We start from the raw sequence: 16,835 nt of genomic DNA, 5'->3' as shown, positions 1-16,835 counted from the left end.
CCTAAAAGGGTTTCAGAGGCTTTGAAGCAGTAGCTCATATGATGCTTCTTATAATGCTTTCAGTTTCAATCCCTAAAAGGGTTTCAGAGGCTTTGAAGCCTCTAATCCAGTAGTAGCCACTTATAAACTCTTAAATGCTGTTTCAATCCCTAAAAGGGTTTCAGAGGCTTTGAAGCATTAATGTTATAGGGGCTGAAAATTATGTACAACTGTTTCAATCCCTAAAAGGGTTTCAGAGGCTTTGAAGCCTCAATTAGTCATGGCAGAATTCCTCAATATTTTGCATGGTTTCAATCCCTAAAAGGGTTTCAGAGGCTTTGAAGCTCTTTAGTCGTGACTGTTATGCAGTCTGATACTGCGTTTCAATCCCTAAAAGGGTTTCAGAGGCTTTGAAGCGAGGTAGCTAATTATGGATTCATCTAGATATAAATGTTTCAATCCCTAAAAGGGTTTCAGAGGCTTTGAAGCGCTATGAATCCTGAGCCGCAGCCTGTAGCAGTTCCGTTTCAATCCCTAAAAGGGTTTCAGAGGCTTTGAAGCGCAATCGCTCGGCTCTGGGAATTGGGCGATTAGCCATGTTTCAATCCCTAAAAGGGTTTCAGAGGCTTTGAAGCAGGTGAAAGGATAGGGACTTCTAGACCATAGCGTTGCGTGTGTTTCAATCCCTAAAAGGGTTTCAGAGGCTTTGAAGCGATAACCTTCACCCAAGCACCGCAAGGCGTGAGTGTGTTTCAATCCCTAAAAGGGTTTCAGAGGCTTTGAAGCCTAACTGTAGATTTACTGATGAGAATCTGCTAAGTTTCAATCCCTAAAAGGGTTTCAGAGGCTTTGAAGCTAGGGAAGGGCGGTCAGCTTTATACTGGCGATTCCGTTTCAATCCCTAAAAGGGTTTCAGAGGCTTTGAAGCTTCGCAGTTGCAGGTGGTGCACTTACTAATGCTTCGTTTCAATCCCTAAAAGGGTTTCAGAGGCTTTGAAGCATGGTCTAGACGATGACTGCGGAAATCAGCAAATTGTTTCAATCCCTAAAAGGGTTTCAGAGGCTTTGAAGCTCAAGTCTTCTAGCACTTCACAAAATTGTCGATTTGTTTCAATCCCTAAAAGGGTTTCAGAGGCTTTGAAGCGTGGCACTGTCCAGAAAGTAATTGTTTGCACCTTGGTTTCAATCCCTAAAAGGGTTTCAGAGGCTTTGAAGCGGCGGCTAACTCCCCGTAAGCCGATAAAGGTTAAGCGTTTCAATCCCTAAAAGGGTTTCAGAGGCTTTGAAGCGTTGGTATCTAGGTGATGAGGAAGTTGATGAGGGGTTTCAATCCCTAAAAGGGTTTCAGAGGCTTTGAAGCAGTGTCTACCAAAAAAGTACCTGTGATATAGGCATAGTTTCAATCCCTAAAAGGGTTTCAGAGGCTTTGAAGCTTAAATGTTTTGGCTACAAAATTGAAGATGAAAAAGTTTCAATCCCTAAAAGGGTTTCAGAGGCTTTGAAGCAGCCGATAAAGGTTAAGCCACTTGATAGGCGCGATCGCTATCGTTTCAATCCCTAAAAGGGTTTCAGAGGCTTTGAAGCCTCTAAAAGGTATCCCTCAAAATGAATGGGTTTATGTTTCAATCCCTAAAAGGGTTTCAGAGGCTTTGAAGCCCCTTCTATCCTTCATTCAAAGCTCCGAAAGAAGGTTTCAATCCCTAAAAGGGTTTCAGAGGCTTTGAAGCGGTATCGTAAGAAAGTTGGAATCCGTCGGAGGTAAAGTTTCAATCCCTAAAAGGGTTTCAGAGGCTTTGAAGCGATTCGCCTATCAAAAAAGAAAGCAGATGTTGCGGTTTCAATCCCTAAAAGGGTTTCAGAGGCTTTGAAGCTAAAAATGGCGGCTGCATTGTTAACGCCTTCATACGGATTGTTTCAATCCCTAAAAGGGTTTCAGAGGCTTTGAAGCAGAAGAAGATATAAAGAGAAGAAACAGAGGGCGCACGTTTCAATCCCTAAAAGGGTTTCAGAGGCTTTGAAGCTGAGATTCTCTCGAATGTGTCTCAAGCAATCGAAGTTTCAATCCCTAAAAGGGTTTCAGAGGCTTTGAAGCCATCCTAGGCTAGCACTTACTTGGTAATTTGGCAAGTTTCAATCCCTAAAAGGGTTTCAGAGGCTTTGAAGCGCTTCTTGAGAGCGCTTGGCGCAGTTTTGGGCAATGTTTCAATCCCTAAAAGGGTTTCAGAGGCTTTGAAGCTGAGAGAGCAGAAAAGAGTCTGTATGAATCCTTTGTTTCAATCCCTAAAAGGGTTTCAGAGGCTTTGAAGCTATTGTCGATTCTATAGCGTCTTTTGCGCCATTTACGTTTCAATCCCTAAAAGGGTTTCAGAGGCTTTGAAGCTTCTTATAAGGAGGTTGCAGAATATCATCTAGAATTTTGCGTTTCAATCCCTAAAAGGGTTTCAGAGGCTTTGAAGCGAAAGTAATAATAGAATTAGGGATGAGATTCTATTAGTTTCAATCCCTAAAAGGGTTTCAGAGGCTTTGAAGCCAGCTACAACAGCTATAGGTGCTGGAATTGTCGCTTCGTTTCAATCCCTAAAAGGGTTTCAGAGGCTTTGAAGCACGGGCTAGACTACGGCTTGAATAGCGGCAACGGGTTTCAATCCCTAAAAGGGTTTCAGAGGCTTTGAAGCAGCCTCTCTTCTATCCTTTATTCAAAGTTCTGAGAGTTTCAATCCCTAAAAGGGTTTCAGAGGCTTTGAAGCATAAGAGGGTAAGTTAGGAGCTTCTAAATTCCATCGTTTCAATCCCTAAAAGGGTTTCAGAGGCTTTGAAGCTTTTCGCGCCTCAGGCATATCAGCCAATCGTTCTTTGTTCATGTTTCAATCCCTAAAAGGGTTTCAGAGGCTTTGAAGCGTAAATCCCTATGAGGATGCTAATCCCGTAAGCATGTTTCAATCCCTAAAAGGGTTTCAGAGGCTTTGAAGCCTAGATAATATCTAGGATTATACCACGGGATGTCGTTTCAATCCCTAAAAGGGTTTCAGAGGCTTTGAAGCTAGATATTATCTAGGATTCAAGTTCATGGGATGTCAAGTTTCAATCCCTAAAAGGGTTTCAGAGGCTTTGAAGCGCTAGGATGGGTGCAATTCTATCGTCAAGGCAGTGGAGTTTCAATCCCTAAAAGGGTTTCAGAGGCTTTGAAGCTGCCCGCGCTTGAAAAATATATTATATTTGATTTTCAAGGTACATTTGCGCGAACGATCGCAATTGTAGCAGATTTGGACAGTTTGGAGCGAATCTAGATCTTGTAATAAACATTGAAAACATAGATATATCAGTGCATTCAGGACTTGCGCGAACCGAACAAATCGCCTGATCGCATCTAAAGCCATACCAGTTAACACATTGATTACCAACAATTGCATACAGTCCTCAAAAACACCCAACGACTCGCGCAACCTGTGAACTAAAAATTAAGCGAAAAAGATTGTGTCGTCGCGCACCTGTTCGCCGCCAATACGCTCTATTTTAGGCTGACAGCAAGCACAAAGGAAGTAAAAGCGAATACTATCTTCACTCGGTTTAATCAACTTACTCAAACGTGATCGCAACTTCGCATATTGAGCATCAGTAAGCTCACACTCAAACACACTAAACTGCATCCATTGACCGTAAGATTTGAGGATCTTATGGATTTTAGTACGGCGTTTGTCTTCAGGAATGTCGTAGGAGATGACAATGAACATGGGGTTTTAGCGATTAGCTGTTAGCTGTTAGCTTTTTAATTAGATTAGGTTAAAGTTTGGAGTTCATTTAAAATTTATTAGGCTTTCGTCCCATTAGCTCTTAAATCAGCCAAAAGCTAAGAGCTAATCGCTAACAGCTAAAAGCCAAAAACTACTTCATCACCAACGGTGGATACTTATCCGTTTCATCCATCAGATACTTAGCTAACAATCTTGCCTGAAGCTCAAAAGCCTCTTGATAAGTACATTGACGACCCATGACGGGATGCTTAAATTTTGATTGTTTCTTCTGCTCGTACAGTGTCAAAAATACTTTTCTTGCCTCATTGGACAGAGAAATCGCCTTGCTCAGAGGCTCAGAAGTAAAATCCTTGGGCGCGATCGCTTTACGATTGATTGCCGACAACACAATCGCATCGACAATCAAGGGGCGAAACTCTTCCATGAGGTCAAGGGCAAGACTGGGGCGACCATAGCGCTCTGTGTGCAAATAGCCAAGATAGGGATCGAAACCGACAATATTTAGCGCCCCTTGAACATCGTGACGCAATAGGGAATAGCCAAAACTTAACATCGCGTTCACAGGATCGATAGGTGGGCGACGATTGCGGGTTGTGAAGCTAAAACCATCGGCACGAATTAATTTAGGAAAAGCTTGCCAATAGACAGCACTGCCATGCCCCTCCACACCTCGCAAACTAGCGATCGCTTTAATGGTCGCCAGCGAATCGATCGCCCGTTCGAGATCGTCAATCCATTTCTGTAAATCATTATCGGGATAATCCCGCAGATGCCGCATTAATGACGCTCGATAATTTTTTAACTTGCCACGCACAAAGGCTTGCACCATATGGATCGCCTTCGGTGTTTCCCCTGCTGCATCCCACTGCGATCGCCTTACAAAAATATTTTTAGTTAGCTCAGGTTCTAGACGACCGAGAAAGCGCCCCGTTCCTGTCATAAACGACATCGGAATTTTTCGCTCTAGCAGTTCTATCACTGCCGCAGGTGAAATCGTGGCGCGACCGAGAATTACTAATCCATCAATTTTGATCAATGGGACATCTAGGATTTGTTTTTTCTCCGCCTTCACCGTTAAGCGTTCATCGGTCTTGCCAATAAACGAGTCATCCTGACTTACATAAACTGTTCCCATTGCTTTTAAGCTCCTTCCTTATATTTACTAACCTTTTCCTTCGCCATCGGTACGCATTGAGTAAACAGACTGCAACCCTTACACCGATTGCCATAGATTGCAGGAGGCATCTTGCCAGTTTCCATCATTTGCGAAATTTCCGTAATTGCCGCGATCGCCTTATTTCGTAACTCAGATGTAATCTCAATCTCTTGTCTTTGGTGTGTCTGAGCATAATAGACATAGCCCTTGGTAATGCTTTTTCCTGTCATCTCTTCTAAACAGAGCGCTTGAGCCACAACCTGCATTGCGTCATTATCCCACTCGCCTTTATGTCCGCGTTTATATTCAATGGGATAGAGATTGTCATCAACTTCTTCAATCAAGTCAGATTTGCCAATCAAGCCATATTGTTCCGACTTCAGCCAGATCGCCCTGATTTGCCAAGTCTCCTCCCGTTGATTTTCGCCAACTGTATGTACTCGTTGATGTAGATCGGTTCCTTCAATCGTGTAATGATTCTCGACAAATTCTCCTGCACAAAACATCCGCCAGCAACGATGAGGGCAGTAAGCGTATTGGTTTAAAGCGGCGATGGGGATTGGTTCATTCATAGTTTTTGGGGCGATTAGCGGTTAGCTTTTAGCGGTTAGCTTTTGGCTTTTGGAGGCTAGCTTTTGGATCTTAATTTTTGTAGCAAGGAGTTGAGCATTCTTTTTGTTTCGATTAGTTCTGGATTTATGGCTTGGTATGCTTCTTGGTTGATGAAGCCAAGATCTACAGACAGTAATAGCTGATATTCCAGTTCACTGGCTGATCCCATTGCTATTTGCAAAAATCTTGCAAAGTCAGCATCAGAACCTCTACCACAACCTTCTGCAATATTTGTCGGAATCGATGAGGAAGATCGGCGCATTTGGCTAACCAGACCATAAAGTTCTTCTTTGGGAAAATTGGAGGTAATCTTGTAAATTTTGAGTGTGATTTGATGCGAACGCTGCCATACTTTTAGTTCTTTGAAGTCTTTCATGATTTTTTTAGCTGTTAGCTGTTAGCTGTTAGCTTTTAGAGATTTGTGATTACAAGTATATTTTTAGAAGGATAAATAACTCCAAGAAGCTAACAGCTAATCGCTAATCGCCTTCTCCCAAAAAAAGCTAACAGCTAATCGCTAACAGCTAACAGCCTCTTCATCCAAAAAGCCTCCTCCCCATCCCCATTCCCATTGTGGTTTTGCGTCCAATTCCTGCAAACATTGCAAAGTCTGCTAGGGCATTAATTTGTTTGAGCGCATCTGGTGAAGCATCACCGAGAATTCGATAACCAATTTCACCGACACAACCGATAAAACTATGGGTGTCGTAATTCTTGACAACTTCTGTCTTAATGTCAAATTTACTGGGAAAGATATATTCGATAATTTCGGGATTAATTGGGATTTCGCTGTAGGTGTTCCAGCGATCGCATAGGCTCTTAAACACATTGTCGCGAGTGGGCAATGGCGAGTCGTATTTGCCCTGACGGAAAGCAGTGGGTGTGGCGAGGTGAAAGGTAATATTGCGTTCGGTGTCGGAAGCGCGATCGTAGATTTGTTGGTAGGTAGCGAAGTTTGACCAAGGTTGGCTTGATTGCGGTGTGCCGAGAATGCTGGTGATATAGAGGTCAGCAGAACCGAGATGAAAAGCTCGATCGGGGTTGAGATTTAACCAAAGTCCTGTGAGTTTGCCAAAGAGAACTTCATCTAAGAGGGAAATGCGCCACCAGCAAGGGGTTGAGGGGGGGATTTCTTGATTTTGCCAAGAGAGGCTTTTAGCTTTTAGCGGTTGGCTGTTAGCTTTTTTTAGTCTAGGTTTGCTGAAATTCCTGTCAGAGCTAACCGCTAATCGCCAATCGCTAACCGCTACTTGAATTGGACTCAACCCAAATCCTTTATTGGCTTTTTCACCATGCAGGCGATCGCCTAATTCCTTGTCAACGGAGCTAACTAAAGTTAAAAAAAGTGCGTGAATATGCCGTCCTGTCAGGTATTCAGGATAAATTGGTGTTTTAGGCATAAAGTTAACAACTAAGCTGTGAGGCATATATGAATGAAAATATTGATGAATTAACAGAGAGAATGTTTGCTACAGCAACTATTGATGATCCAGTTTTTGCGCGTCAATTATTTCTAGATATGGAGTCTAGCCTTCCTATTAATGTTCGGATTAATGAAATAGGGTTTCAGGCACTCAAAGAACAAGGTGTATATCTTGCTGACACAAATACAGTCTATGAGATGGATAAAGTGTTCTACGCTGGTGATATGGCGGGTATACTTTGTAGCATGAGTGCTAAGGATGCTGAAGTCTCAAACTCCGATCAAGACGATCAAGACGATCAAAAATCTAAACCATTGGTCATGTCTCTTACCCATCTTAGAATTGAGACGAGTCATCCTCTGGCGGCAAAAATCAGGGAATATCAGAAAATACGAAGTATGAGATTAGCGATCGCTAATAGTGGTAGAACACTCAAACCAGTCAAATCTAAGAAAAATAAAAAGGGCTTTGGGGCTTAATGGAGTAGTTGCGATCGCTCAAATAGTTTCATTCATTTTTTCATAACTGGACATCCTCATAAATATCTGAAAGAGCGATCGCTAAGTCAATCGACTGCAATTGTAGGCTTTCACCTATGCTCAAGGATTGGACTAACCAACCTTCGGGATCGCGGCGATAAAGCTCTACTTTGATTTCAGTTTGAGAAACCATCACATATTCTTGCAAGGATTCCAATTTCTGATAGTTGAAAAGCTTTTCTCGCCGATCAAGCATGGCTGTAAAAGGTGATAGAACTTCGATTAAGAGACAGGGTTTCTGTTTGACATAGGGATCGTTATCTGAGCGATCGCAAACTACCATCACATCAGGATAATAAGTCGCGTTATTTGCAGAGGCGATCGTGAGTTTCATCGCTAGAGCTAACAAACGAGAGCCAGTACCGCGCAGATGTGGATGGATACAACCAACTAGATTGATAACAATCAAATTATGATTTTCATCTTCCTCAGCCATTGCAAAAGCTTGTCCATTGACAAACTCATGCTTTTTAGGGCTTGATTGTTCGTAAGCGAGATATTCTGAGTAGGTTAGTTCTGGTTGTCTAGCAATCATTTGCAATATCCTCAAAAACTACATTCTATCTTCACGTTCGATCTCACCAGATCTGCACTTGTGCTATTGCTCTGCAAGATGATTATCGCTATGTAGGTAGATAACTTTAGTCAATGGAACATCTGCGATCGCTTCAGACAAGATATCGGGTTTGCTGTGCGCTCCATAGTACCAATGTTCGGCATTAACGTTTAGCTGTATTTCAACAGCTTCGACTTTTAAGACATCATTAAATCCGCCTTCGTAACCTCTTACGACAACTGGTGTGTCTGGTGGAAATTGTGACAGGCGATCGCATAGTTCTTGAATAGTCATAACCTATACCTTAAAGCGATATTCCATACGAGCAGGGATTTTGAAGCCGTCAACCTCATAAAAATGTCCGTTTATACTGACATTGCGAATCAGACTAACGGGGGGCATATTTACAGTGTCATAGCTCAAGACTTGGTGAGTAAACATCACATCAAGAGGATTGAGGGGATAAGGAAATATAAAATCTCCATTTCCCTGTTTAACTTTATCTAGCTCTTTCACCGTCAATTCTGCCTTACTCATCCATTTACCCAAACGAATCCATTTAGAGGGTTTAGGCAAAGGATTTTGTGACAAGATGAAAAATTCAAAAGCACTTTCGGGCGCGATTTCTTTCGCTCTACCAAAGCTAGGAATATTTTTTTGAGTTTTCTCCATCTCAACGTGATAGTTGTTATTGGCATATTTCCATGTGTGTAACACAGAAGTATGTTGCAGCGATCGCGCAGGGGTGACATAGATTCCCACTTCGTTAAGTTTGCTCAAATGCTCCTCATACATGGGAACCTGTTCGCGGCAAAAGTATCGGTATTCATGTTCTTTGGATACTTGCGTACCATAGCGATCGCTATCAACTAGTCCCAAAGCATAGCAAAGAGCATAGTTATGAACAATCGCTTCGGTTTCATACAATCGTCCGATCTCACGAGTGGCAAAGTAGAGCGTGTCATGTAGCTCTAGCTCACAGCGATAGATATGAGTCATTACTTTTTACCTGCTTTAGGCTTTTCGTCAGCTTTAGGCTTTTCAACTTTACTCTTGATATGTTTAACTGCATAGGCTTTAGCCTCATCATCGGCAGCTTTTAGTACAGTCTGAATGCTTGTTTCACTGCTAGTAATCGCTCTAACTTCTTTGAGCAACGGTTGAAAAGTTTCACCAATAAAATCATGATGCACGACAAATTCTTCCTTTAGTAAATCAGTGATCGCCTCTTTAGCCTTTGCCATTACGAGATCTTCACTCAATGGATCAATGGACTGGATAATATCAGCAGGAATGAGATCGTAAATTGCCTGTGTCCAGCGCAAATTGCTAGTAATTTCGCCATCAGCAAAGACAACACCAATCAATTCATTGCGTAAGCGTCCTGTACGAGTTGTCTGCGCTCCATAATGGCGAGTCCGCAGTAAGTTGTTAAAAACATAGAGAAATCCAGCCTCAGTAGGATCTTTCAAGGTGACAATACTAGGGAAGAAGACTTGAGGACGAATGTGATCTTGTGAATTAATACGAGAGGTAGTATCACCGATTACAGTATCCAATTTACCATCAGCCTTTTTTTCTCCTTTAGATGCCATTGTGCCATTTTCATATGGAGCATTCAAAGTAAAATTTTCGTTCGATTCATCAAAGGGAGTGATTGAGAAGGCTGTATCAACAACAACTTTAGACTTTTCAGAGCCAGAATCACCGATTGCAAAACCATAAATAATACAATCAGGATTATTCATTGCAAATTTGACATTGTACTCGCACTCTTCAGCAGTCATGAAACCATAGTTTCGCAACAATTCACGACCAATCAAACGCTCAGGAGTTGACTGTTTTCTCTTAAACATTGCTAGGCGACTAATTGGGATTTTATTTTCATCTTTAATGCCTGCGCTGACTCTAGCTTTATTCAGTTCACCATCAGTTTGAAAAAGTGGATAAGACTCAGTCACACGGACGGTAAGGAAGTGGACATACTTGCCCATAGGTTTATAAGGAATCTCATTGTGGAAAAATTTAGAATCGATAGATTTTAGAAATGTCATGGTTTTCTCTTTATGGAATTAGTTGTGTATATAAGTTGAAAGTTGGAAATGGCTAGTAATCATTAACCAATTAGTTCTTGGACAAGAATTCGGGTGATTTCGTCAAGATCATCAGGAATTGAATAATCTTCAAAACCTTGCTCAAAGTGCTTACTATGCCGATTGAGTCGAGCAAATTCCCAAGTTTTACCAGTCGTGACAGCACCAATAAAATGTTCTTGTGTGTGATCTTCTTGCCATTGATCAAGGGTAATCAACTGAGATACTAACTGCGTCATCCCAAAGTCCAAATCAGCCTTTTTTGCTTCCACAATGAGAAGTGTTTGAGATGATTCGATGAAATAGTCAAGATTACCCTGTAGATACTTAGAAACTTTGATGGGATACTCAACTCTCACTTTAGCTTTTGTGTAATGGATAACATCAGCTAAAAGAGGAGCAATTAACCATTCTCTCCGTGCGGATTCATTAGAGAGCGTCACATAGGGCAAAATTTCTTCAATTCTACTCTGTGTTTGTTGAATGCGATCTAGTTCGCCAGTATATTTGGGTAGACTCAATCTTTTGGTTTCTAGGGTGTAGCCAAATTCTTTAGCAAGATCTTCGGCTTCAATCTTTAGCTCGAAATATCGGCTAAAAGTGTAGGTTTCATCAGGGTTAAGAAGTTTAGTCATAGGTCGTATCAAGATTAAAGATTTGATTGATCGTTGTCTTCTTCAAGAATTTCAGGAATTTCGCTGGGTTCGTCAACCTTACGCTCCTGACGTTCTCGATCATCTTCGAGACGATAGAGATAATCACAGGTATCTCGAATTAGATTGAGTTGTGTTCCTGCTAAACGAGCGCGATCGCCTTTAAAAGTCCCCTCAAAAATTTCTTTGACAAAAAATAGTGAGAACTCATAAATGGCTTGGCGTTCTTGTTCACTGTTAAGTGCAGGTGTCCATTTGCCATCAACAAAAGCTAAAGTTGGTTTACCTTCTGCTGCCCTCCGCCGAACATTCGTCATGAGTTTAGCAAGCCTTGCAGACACAATATCAGTAAGCGATTCTGTATCATTGGCTAGGGCTGTATTGATCTTGATAATTACATCTGCTGCTTCATCAATTGGCTTGAGAACAGCATTTGCTTTAGCATACTGACTCTTAGCTCGATAAAAAGCACGATAAAGCTGTGTTAGTTTGCGAAGTTGATTCACGTCTTTTCCCTCTGGATCAAGATAGTAGTAGAGATCGAGATAGAGCTTTACCTTTTGAATTGGTGCAGTATCTCGGTCTTGTTTGCGTAACCACACATTGAGATAGTGGAAAACAAATAGAGGACTGGTTTCTAGGTCACGGGCTAATGCCGACAGTTTTCCCCAGTCAGGATCACCATCTTTTTTGCGATTAGCCTCTAAATGAATGCAGTAGGCAGCACTCAACGCATTAAGAGGTGAGAATTTTCGCTCTGCGGTCTCTTTAGGAATGATGGCATCAAGGCGAATGCGATCGCGTTTAATTAACGAACGTATGGCTTGATGCTCACCATCGAGTAAAGCTGTCTCCTCAAAATCAGCGCCACTGATAAAAGGTGGTACAGGTGACTCAGAAACAACGGTTTTTACATCAAGGATGAGAGGCAGTGCCATCGCTAACCATGACGGCATTACCCAAGATTCGGTATCTGTAGCATCTCGGCTTGGTGGTAGAGCGAGAAAGAAAAATGTAAGGGGCTGATCATCGGGATAGCCCAACATTTTAAATGTGCGATCATTTTCTGGCTTTAAGTTCTCTGTAATCAATAAAGAATCAATACTTTGATAATTTGCGATCTCAAATTTAGCAACTTGATCCTCGCTAATTAAATGTTTACGAATATCCACATTAAATTGAGTTCTCGCAATCCACGAATAGGCTTTTTGCAAGAATTTGTTTGTTTCAGGTGTGAAAAAGTAAGTTGGATATAGATAGAGATAACGATATTTGCGTCCTTCAAAGTCTCCACCAGTGGAGTTAGTCTGATTCATCAAAATTTGCCGTAGCATAATTTCAATTGACCAGATAGAACAAATTTGGCGCTTTGCTGCTTGAGCATTAAATAGAATCTGACGATTACTATAAACCTGTGGAGCAAAAAGAGTTGCTGATTCCATTTGTTCGCTGACGGTGTAAGCAGAGCTAGACATCGCACAGACATTTTCTCTACCACGTCCAACCACTTTAGCGGCTTTATAGCGTCCCATCTCAACTAAGAAGCTATCAGGCTGGGGCGCAATTACGGCTCCCGATGGTAAGGAAATACTACGGCTAACGTATGTCCGTAGATCATCCCAACCATCAGGAAAAGTAAATTCTTCATAGATGGGGCGGATTAACTTTGCTGCATGAATGGTTAAAACTTCCATGATTTGACGACTGCCATTGTCATCGAGATCGGGATGCTTCCGAAGATATTGAGCAGCTAAATAATACCAATCTAGGGGAACTCCTCCTGTTTTTTTGAGAGATTGAATTGCTTTTACTATGGGCATTTCGTTAGCTAAATCGAGAACCTCAGCTAACTTCTCGGTTAAATCTAATTCTGGTAAGGCTTTACGCTCTGTTTTAGGTTGTTGTTTTTGCCAGTTATTAGCGCGATCGCACCATTCGCGCCAAATCCCACGACATAGGGTATCGCCAAATTCGGCTAATCGGTCGATCAATGGATTATCAGGAAAATCTAAATCTAGATTGTCTGGTAATTCTCCTGCTGCTTGAGCTTTCGCCAAGCTATCACCACGTTTTTTCGCTGAAGAAACTTTGGTGATTGGGATTAATTTCGATGCAGCACTGACGCTCACTTGCATGAGTTGCACACTGTCAAAAAATAGCCAGTAGTAATCTGCAAATTTAAAGCCCTTGCCATCACGTCCAAAGCCTGTTTGTCTACGTTTTAGTTGACCTGCACAAAGCGATCGGATTTTGGCAATAACTTGATCGGGAATTTGATCGGTGTTGATTTCGGTAGCTGTAGATTTAGCTAGATAAACAACACCATCAGGCAAAAAGAGTAAAGGTGTGTAGTCATCCTTGGGATGAGCATCCATCAAAGCATTATTCAGGATGTTAGTAAGTACACCTCGATTATCTGAAAGTGAATGATAGGTAAATTTAAGTTGTCCATTACTCAGAGAATGGATGATTTCAAATATACTTCCCTTTTGTATATCACTTGGATGCTTTATTACAGAAGCAAATCGATCTGAGAGCTTGACTAGATTAACAAGAATCGATCTTACCTTATCATCTAATTCTTCATTATTTAAAGGTTTAAGACCACGGGCTTTAAGTCCTAAATCAGCATCCCATTTGTCTCCTGCATTACTACTAATCCAGATGATGTCGTCAATATAATTTTGCCAATTGTCACCTAAAAGTTGATCTATGCCAAGATCCTCAATTTTTGCAGCAATGTATGCTCGTCCGAAATCTGGAGCATCCATTTTATCTGGACTATCATTATCCCAATCTCGATTTTTAAACCTGCCTTCTAAGTCACCATTGGTTAGCCAAGTTATATAATCAGGGAACTTTTCATAGTCATGAAGTAGATAAGATGCAATGTATATAGAGATTTGGAGATCTTCGCAATATCTCTTAATTACATTTGTTTGAAGTTCTTTATCTAAAAGACGTTTGATGATTCTATAGGTTGGAAATAGACCATTAAGTAAGTGTGAAACTAATGACTGATCCGCAGCATTGTCACGTCTAACTAAATCTTGATTAGCAGCTTTTCTTCTTGCATCAAGTTTTTCAAAGAAATCTCCACCTTTTGCAGTTGTTCCAGCAAGTTGAGAAATGAGTTTAGGCAATACATGATTGGCAAACTTTTCAAGTATGCGATCATCTTTATTACCTTCAGCATTTTTAATCGCCTCTTTAAATAACCGAATTGTCAGCAGTTCGGGGCGATCTGGTTGTTTATCTTGTCCCGTATCTTCCGTAGATCCAAAGTCTATAGACTCTGTAGGCAGATCATCATCGAAAATTGATAGTTGTTGCTCATTCATGTTTTTTGTTTGTTGAGTCAGTGTTTAACAATGATCTGAGTTCTTCAAGTCTTACCCAGTTACCCTTCCGAGTTTTGACTTCGACATATTCCCAACCGTTGGCTGTTCGATCTTGGTTGACTGCCATTGCTAAAGGACTAGGGCGCTCGTACTCTATCCCGTTATAGACAACGCAACCATTACTAGACACAACCATGCCATTTATGTAAATGCGACCAAGTTCATCAGCAATTTCGCGTCTCAAACGTACTCTCACAGGCATTTTGGGGGAAATTAGTCCAGCATCAAGTAGTTCAGATAATTTGATGCGTTGTTGGTGGCGTGACTTACAAGAAGCCTTATTAAAGTCAAGTGTTAGTTGCCCTGAAGGAGAGCCAACCGCTTTGCTGTTAGGTTTGAGTGATTGCTGATGCTGTCTAGACTTTAGCCAATGCTTTAAATCAGACTTCAAAGTTACTGGCATATGCTCAAGTTCTTGCTGGCTTAGATAAATGCTCATACAGTCATCCTTCACTAAGTGTTGTTATAAACTTAGCGTAGTCAAAGCTTTTTTGTCAACAGTCTATTTATCTAGGCTATAGTAACAAGATAACTTACCAAGGTTATAGTGACAAACTAGTTTTATCCGTATCTAATAAAATATAGGTTATAGTTTTGACGGGGAGAAATCGTCCAGTACAGTGTAATACTGTTTAAAGCTAAACCCAGTAGGGATTGAAATACTATCGCCTTATAAATTGACTGACGCATTTCTCTCCTATCTCTTAAAAAATCCATCCTAAATCCTCCTTAGATTTCCAAAATCTCACTAATGTTTCTAAAATAAGTGAAGATTTGCCAAATGCAATCGTGTAAGGTGGTGAGCCTCGATCGCTAAAACTATACTTGTCTGCTAAACCATAAGCCTGAAAATGAATTGGTAAGCCTAGCTTTGCCCGTAGTGTAGCGCGATCATAATCAGAGATATAGCAAACTAAGCCTCGACCTCTCAGCGATCGGCAAATTTGATTGATCCCGTCTACCTCTGGATGTAAAATTTCCAATCCTTTCAAAACTTGAACTTTTGCTAATCTTGCGATATCGCCTATATCTTCATTTATATAAAATTTCCAATCTTCACGCACATCTCGATAACCAGTTAATTTGAGATAACAAAGCACATCCTTAAATCTACTTCTCATCGCATTTGCCATTTTTGCTCTTTGAATAAATTCATCCTCTTCCATCCATTCAAAAGTAAAATTACTCAGGATGCCCTGTAAGTTATAGGTTTTAAAGCGATCGCAATCTGGCTCATTAGGATTGGTTAGATCGTAAATAGCACAATCTAATTGACTGCTACCTCGAAAGCTCCGAGCCTCATCAATAACTTTGGATCTGCCATCATTTTTTAGTTCGCCAATATGCCCATATTGCTGTTTAAGCTTAATTCCTAGAGCATTTTGGATGTCTTTGCCAAACCCATCAGCAGCTTCAGGATAAGTTTGTGACATTCTTTTTAATTCAGAAAAAACAAAAGCAGATTGAATCCCACCCCAGCGTTTTGGATATTCTGTAAATTCATTGATAAACGGATAGGCTTGACGAATTGCATCATTAAAAGTTGGACGTTCATAGGTTTCACCATCAGTTAAAGGCTTAGACTCTAACTCAAACAACCGTGAAAGAATGAAATGTGGTAACAGCGCATAAGCTTGATATGCTGAGAATCCCTCATGTCTTCCCAATCGTCCTAATCGCTGTACAAAATTCCCACCATCCGCCGCTTCAAAAATTAGAAAATTGATCTTGAAATCGACACCCACATCGATAGTCGATGTACCAATCAAGAGATCGGCTTCTTCAACCGATGAAGCTTTTTCGGATTCTCCTGTTAGACCCGTATTTTCTCTAACTTCTAGCCCATGCCTCTTAAACAGTGGTTTTAAAGCAACAGTTAGCTTCTTAACTGCGGCGATCGAATTAAGGATGATTGCCCCTTTACTTTGAGGATGATCCAGAAAAAACTGCAATATTATACTTTCTGCATTTTCCAAAATCCATTCATAGCTTGATCGTAAGCTTGGCTCTAAGTTACACGGGAAAGTGAGATTAATAGACTGGTTAATCTGTCTCCATAGCCCTGAATTATTTGGACTATCATAACAATAAGCCCCATGACTCAAGGGATTTATCCAAACATATTTCATTCCTGATTTAGTCAGAAACTCCTGTAGCATTTCGCTAGGCGTAGCAGAGAGAAATAAAAACTTACGTTTTCCTCCTGTATGTTGCATTAAAAGTATTGAATTTAAGATACTTGCAATTTGAGGTGATGAGAAAATGTGAAATTCATCAAATACAAAAAGTTTGTAGTTGTCGTCAATTCTTTTGAATACTTTATCTGGATTATCCCCTTTCCCTTGGGCATTCCGCCTTAAATAACGAAAGTCATGGATGTAATGAAAAATATCTGGATTTGTTAGCAAAATCTCTGAGTTATCAACCCGATTTAGCAAACCTGACTGTTTAGAAGGTAAATTATTTGTCTCAATAAAATCTTCCAAAGTAGTCGCATTTAATCGATAAATCTGTGGATCATATCTAGGATTAAACTTAGTTTTATAGGACTGAACCTGCTTTTCTTGATCTCTCGCAAGCTCATTAGTTGGATACATTGCAAGTGTGTAATTTTTACCAGTCATAGCGGATAAATAAGCCGCTAAGCTCTTACCATCACCAGTCATGGCA

Annotated in this window: 14 protein-coding genes and 1 CRISPR repeat array (1 of these 15 running past the window's edge); of the genes, 1 reads left to right on the top strand and 13 read right to left on the bottom strand. The window is 40.8% G+C overall.

Translation table 11 applies throughout. The annotated features are described in order from the left end of the window. Positions 1-3,168: direct repeats of the CRISPR family, unit length 37 nt; unit sequence GTTTCAATCCCTAAAAGGGTTTCAGAGGCTTTGAAGC (it extends 157 nt beyond the left edge of the window). 269 nt (positions 3,169-3,437) lie between these two features. From cas2 to cas6, 5 genes are all read right to left on the bottom strand, one after another. Next, positions 3,438-3,710: a CRISPR-associated endonuclease Cas2 gene (gene cas2, locus HC246_RS24625; RefSeq protein ID WP_169366070.1), complete on the bottom strand. Its 273-nt coding sequence runs from the start codon at positions 3,708-3,710 to the stop codon at positions 3,438-3,440. A gap of 151 nt (positions 3,711-3,861) precedes the next feature. After that, positions 3,862-4,866: a type I-D CRISPR-associated endonuclease Cas1d gene (cas1d, locus tag HC246_RS24620; protein ID WP_169366069.1), complete on the bottom strand. Its 1,005-nt coding sequence runs from the start codon at positions 4,864-4,866 to the stop codon at positions 3,862-3,864. Positions 4,867-4,871: 5 nt separating this feature from the next. After that, a complete protein-coding gene (gene cas4, locus HC246_RS24615; protein WP_169366068.1) occupies positions 4,872-5,459 on the bottom strand; it encodes a CRISPR-associated protein Cas4 in 588 nt (195 codons plus the stop codon). Between the two features lie 56 nt (positions 5,460-5,515). Then, complete coding sequence (locus HC246_RS24610) at positions 5,516-5,875, bottom strand: four helix bundle protein (protein ID WP_169366067.1); 360 nt, start codon at positions 5,873-5,875, stop codon at positions 5,516-5,518. Positions 5,876-6,035: 160 nt separating this feature from the next. Continuing rightward, positions 6,036-6,926 (bottom strand): CRISPR-associated endoribonuclease Cas6, encoded by an 891-nt coding sequence (gene cas6, locus HC246_RS24605; RefSeq protein ID WP_169366066.1) that lies wholly within the window; start codon positions 6,924-6,926, stop codon positions 6,036-6,038. Between the two features lie 2 nt (positions 6,927-6,928). On the opposite strand from cas6, the gene HC246_RS24600 reads away from it, so the two are divergent. After that, positions 6,929-7,402 carry a hypothetical protein gene (locus tag HC246_RS24600; protein ID WP_169366065.1) on the top strand — a complete coding sequence of 158 codons (474 nt, stop codon included), beginning with the start codon at positions 6,929-6,931 and terminating at the stop codon, positions 7,400-7,402. Between the two features lie 40 nt (positions 7,403-7,442). Here HC246_RS24600 and HC246_RS24595 read toward each other — a convergent pair whose 3' ends face one another. From HC246_RS24595 to cas3, 8 genes are all read right to left on the bottom strand, one after another. Then, entirely contained in the window at positions 7,443-7,997 is a 555-nt protein-coding gene (locus HC246_RS24595; RefSeq protein WP_169366064.1) for a Uma2 family endonuclease, read from the bottom strand. 63 nt (positions 7,998-8,060) lie between these two features. Continuing rightward, complete coding sequence (locus HC246_RS24590; protein WP_169366063.1) at positions 8,061-8,312, bottom strand: hypothetical protein; 252 nt, start codon at positions 8,310-8,312, stop codon at positions 8,061-8,063. Positions 8,313-8,315: 3 nt separating this feature from the next. Continuing rightward, positions 8,316-9,017 (bottom strand): type I-D CRISPR-associated protein Cas5/Csc1, encoded by a 702-nt coding sequence (gene cas5d, locus HC246_RS24585; protein WP_169366062.1) that lies wholly within the window; start codon positions 9,015-9,017, stop codon positions 8,316-8,318. After that, on the bottom strand, positions 9,017-10,072 hold the full coding sequence (gene cas7d / locus HC246_RS24580) for a type I-D CRISPR-associated protein Cas7/Csc2 (protein ID WP_169366061.1): 1,056 nt from the start codon (positions 10,070-10,072) through the stop codon (positions 9,017-9,019). Before cas7d ends, cas5d begins: the two co-directional genes overlap by 1 nt. 62 nt (positions 10,073-10,134) lie before the next feature. After that, positions 10,135-10,746, bottom strand: a complete 612-nt coding sequence (locus HC246_RS24575) for a type I restriction enzyme HsdR N-terminal domain-containing protein (protein ID WP_169366060.1) — start codon at positions 10,744-10,746, stop codon at positions 10,135-10,137. Positions 10,747-10,760: 14 nt separating this feature from the next. Beyond that, a complete protein-coding gene (gene cas10d, locus HC246_RS24570; RefSeq protein WP_169366059.1) occupies positions 10,761-14,105 on the bottom strand; it encodes a type I-D CRISPR-associated protein Cas10d/Csc3 in 3,345 nt (1,114 codons plus the stop codon). Further along, positions 14,098-14,604, bottom strand: a complete 507-nt coding sequence (locus HC246_RS24565; protein WP_169366058.1) for a hypothetical protein — start codon at positions 14,602-14,604, stop codon at positions 14,098-14,100. The genes cas10d and HC246_RS24565 overlap by 8 nt, the downstream gene beginning before the upstream one ends. A gap of 265 nt (positions 14,605-14,869) precedes the next feature. Continuing rightward, a partial coding sequence (gene cas3, locus HC246_RS24560; protein WP_169366057.1) for a type I-D CRISPR-associated helicase Cas3' occupies positions 14,870-16,835 on the bottom strand: 1,966 nt, incomplete at its 5' end.

Source organism: Pseudanabaena yagii GIHE-NHR1 (assembly GCF_012863495.1).
In the GTDB taxonomy this organism is placed as follows: Bacteria; Cyanobacteriota; Cyanobacteriia; order Pseudanabaenales; family Pseudanabaenaceae; genus Pseudanabaena; species Pseudanabaena yagii.
Note: the sequence above shows the minus strand (reverse complement) of the source record. Positions and strands in the feature narration are given on the sequence as shown.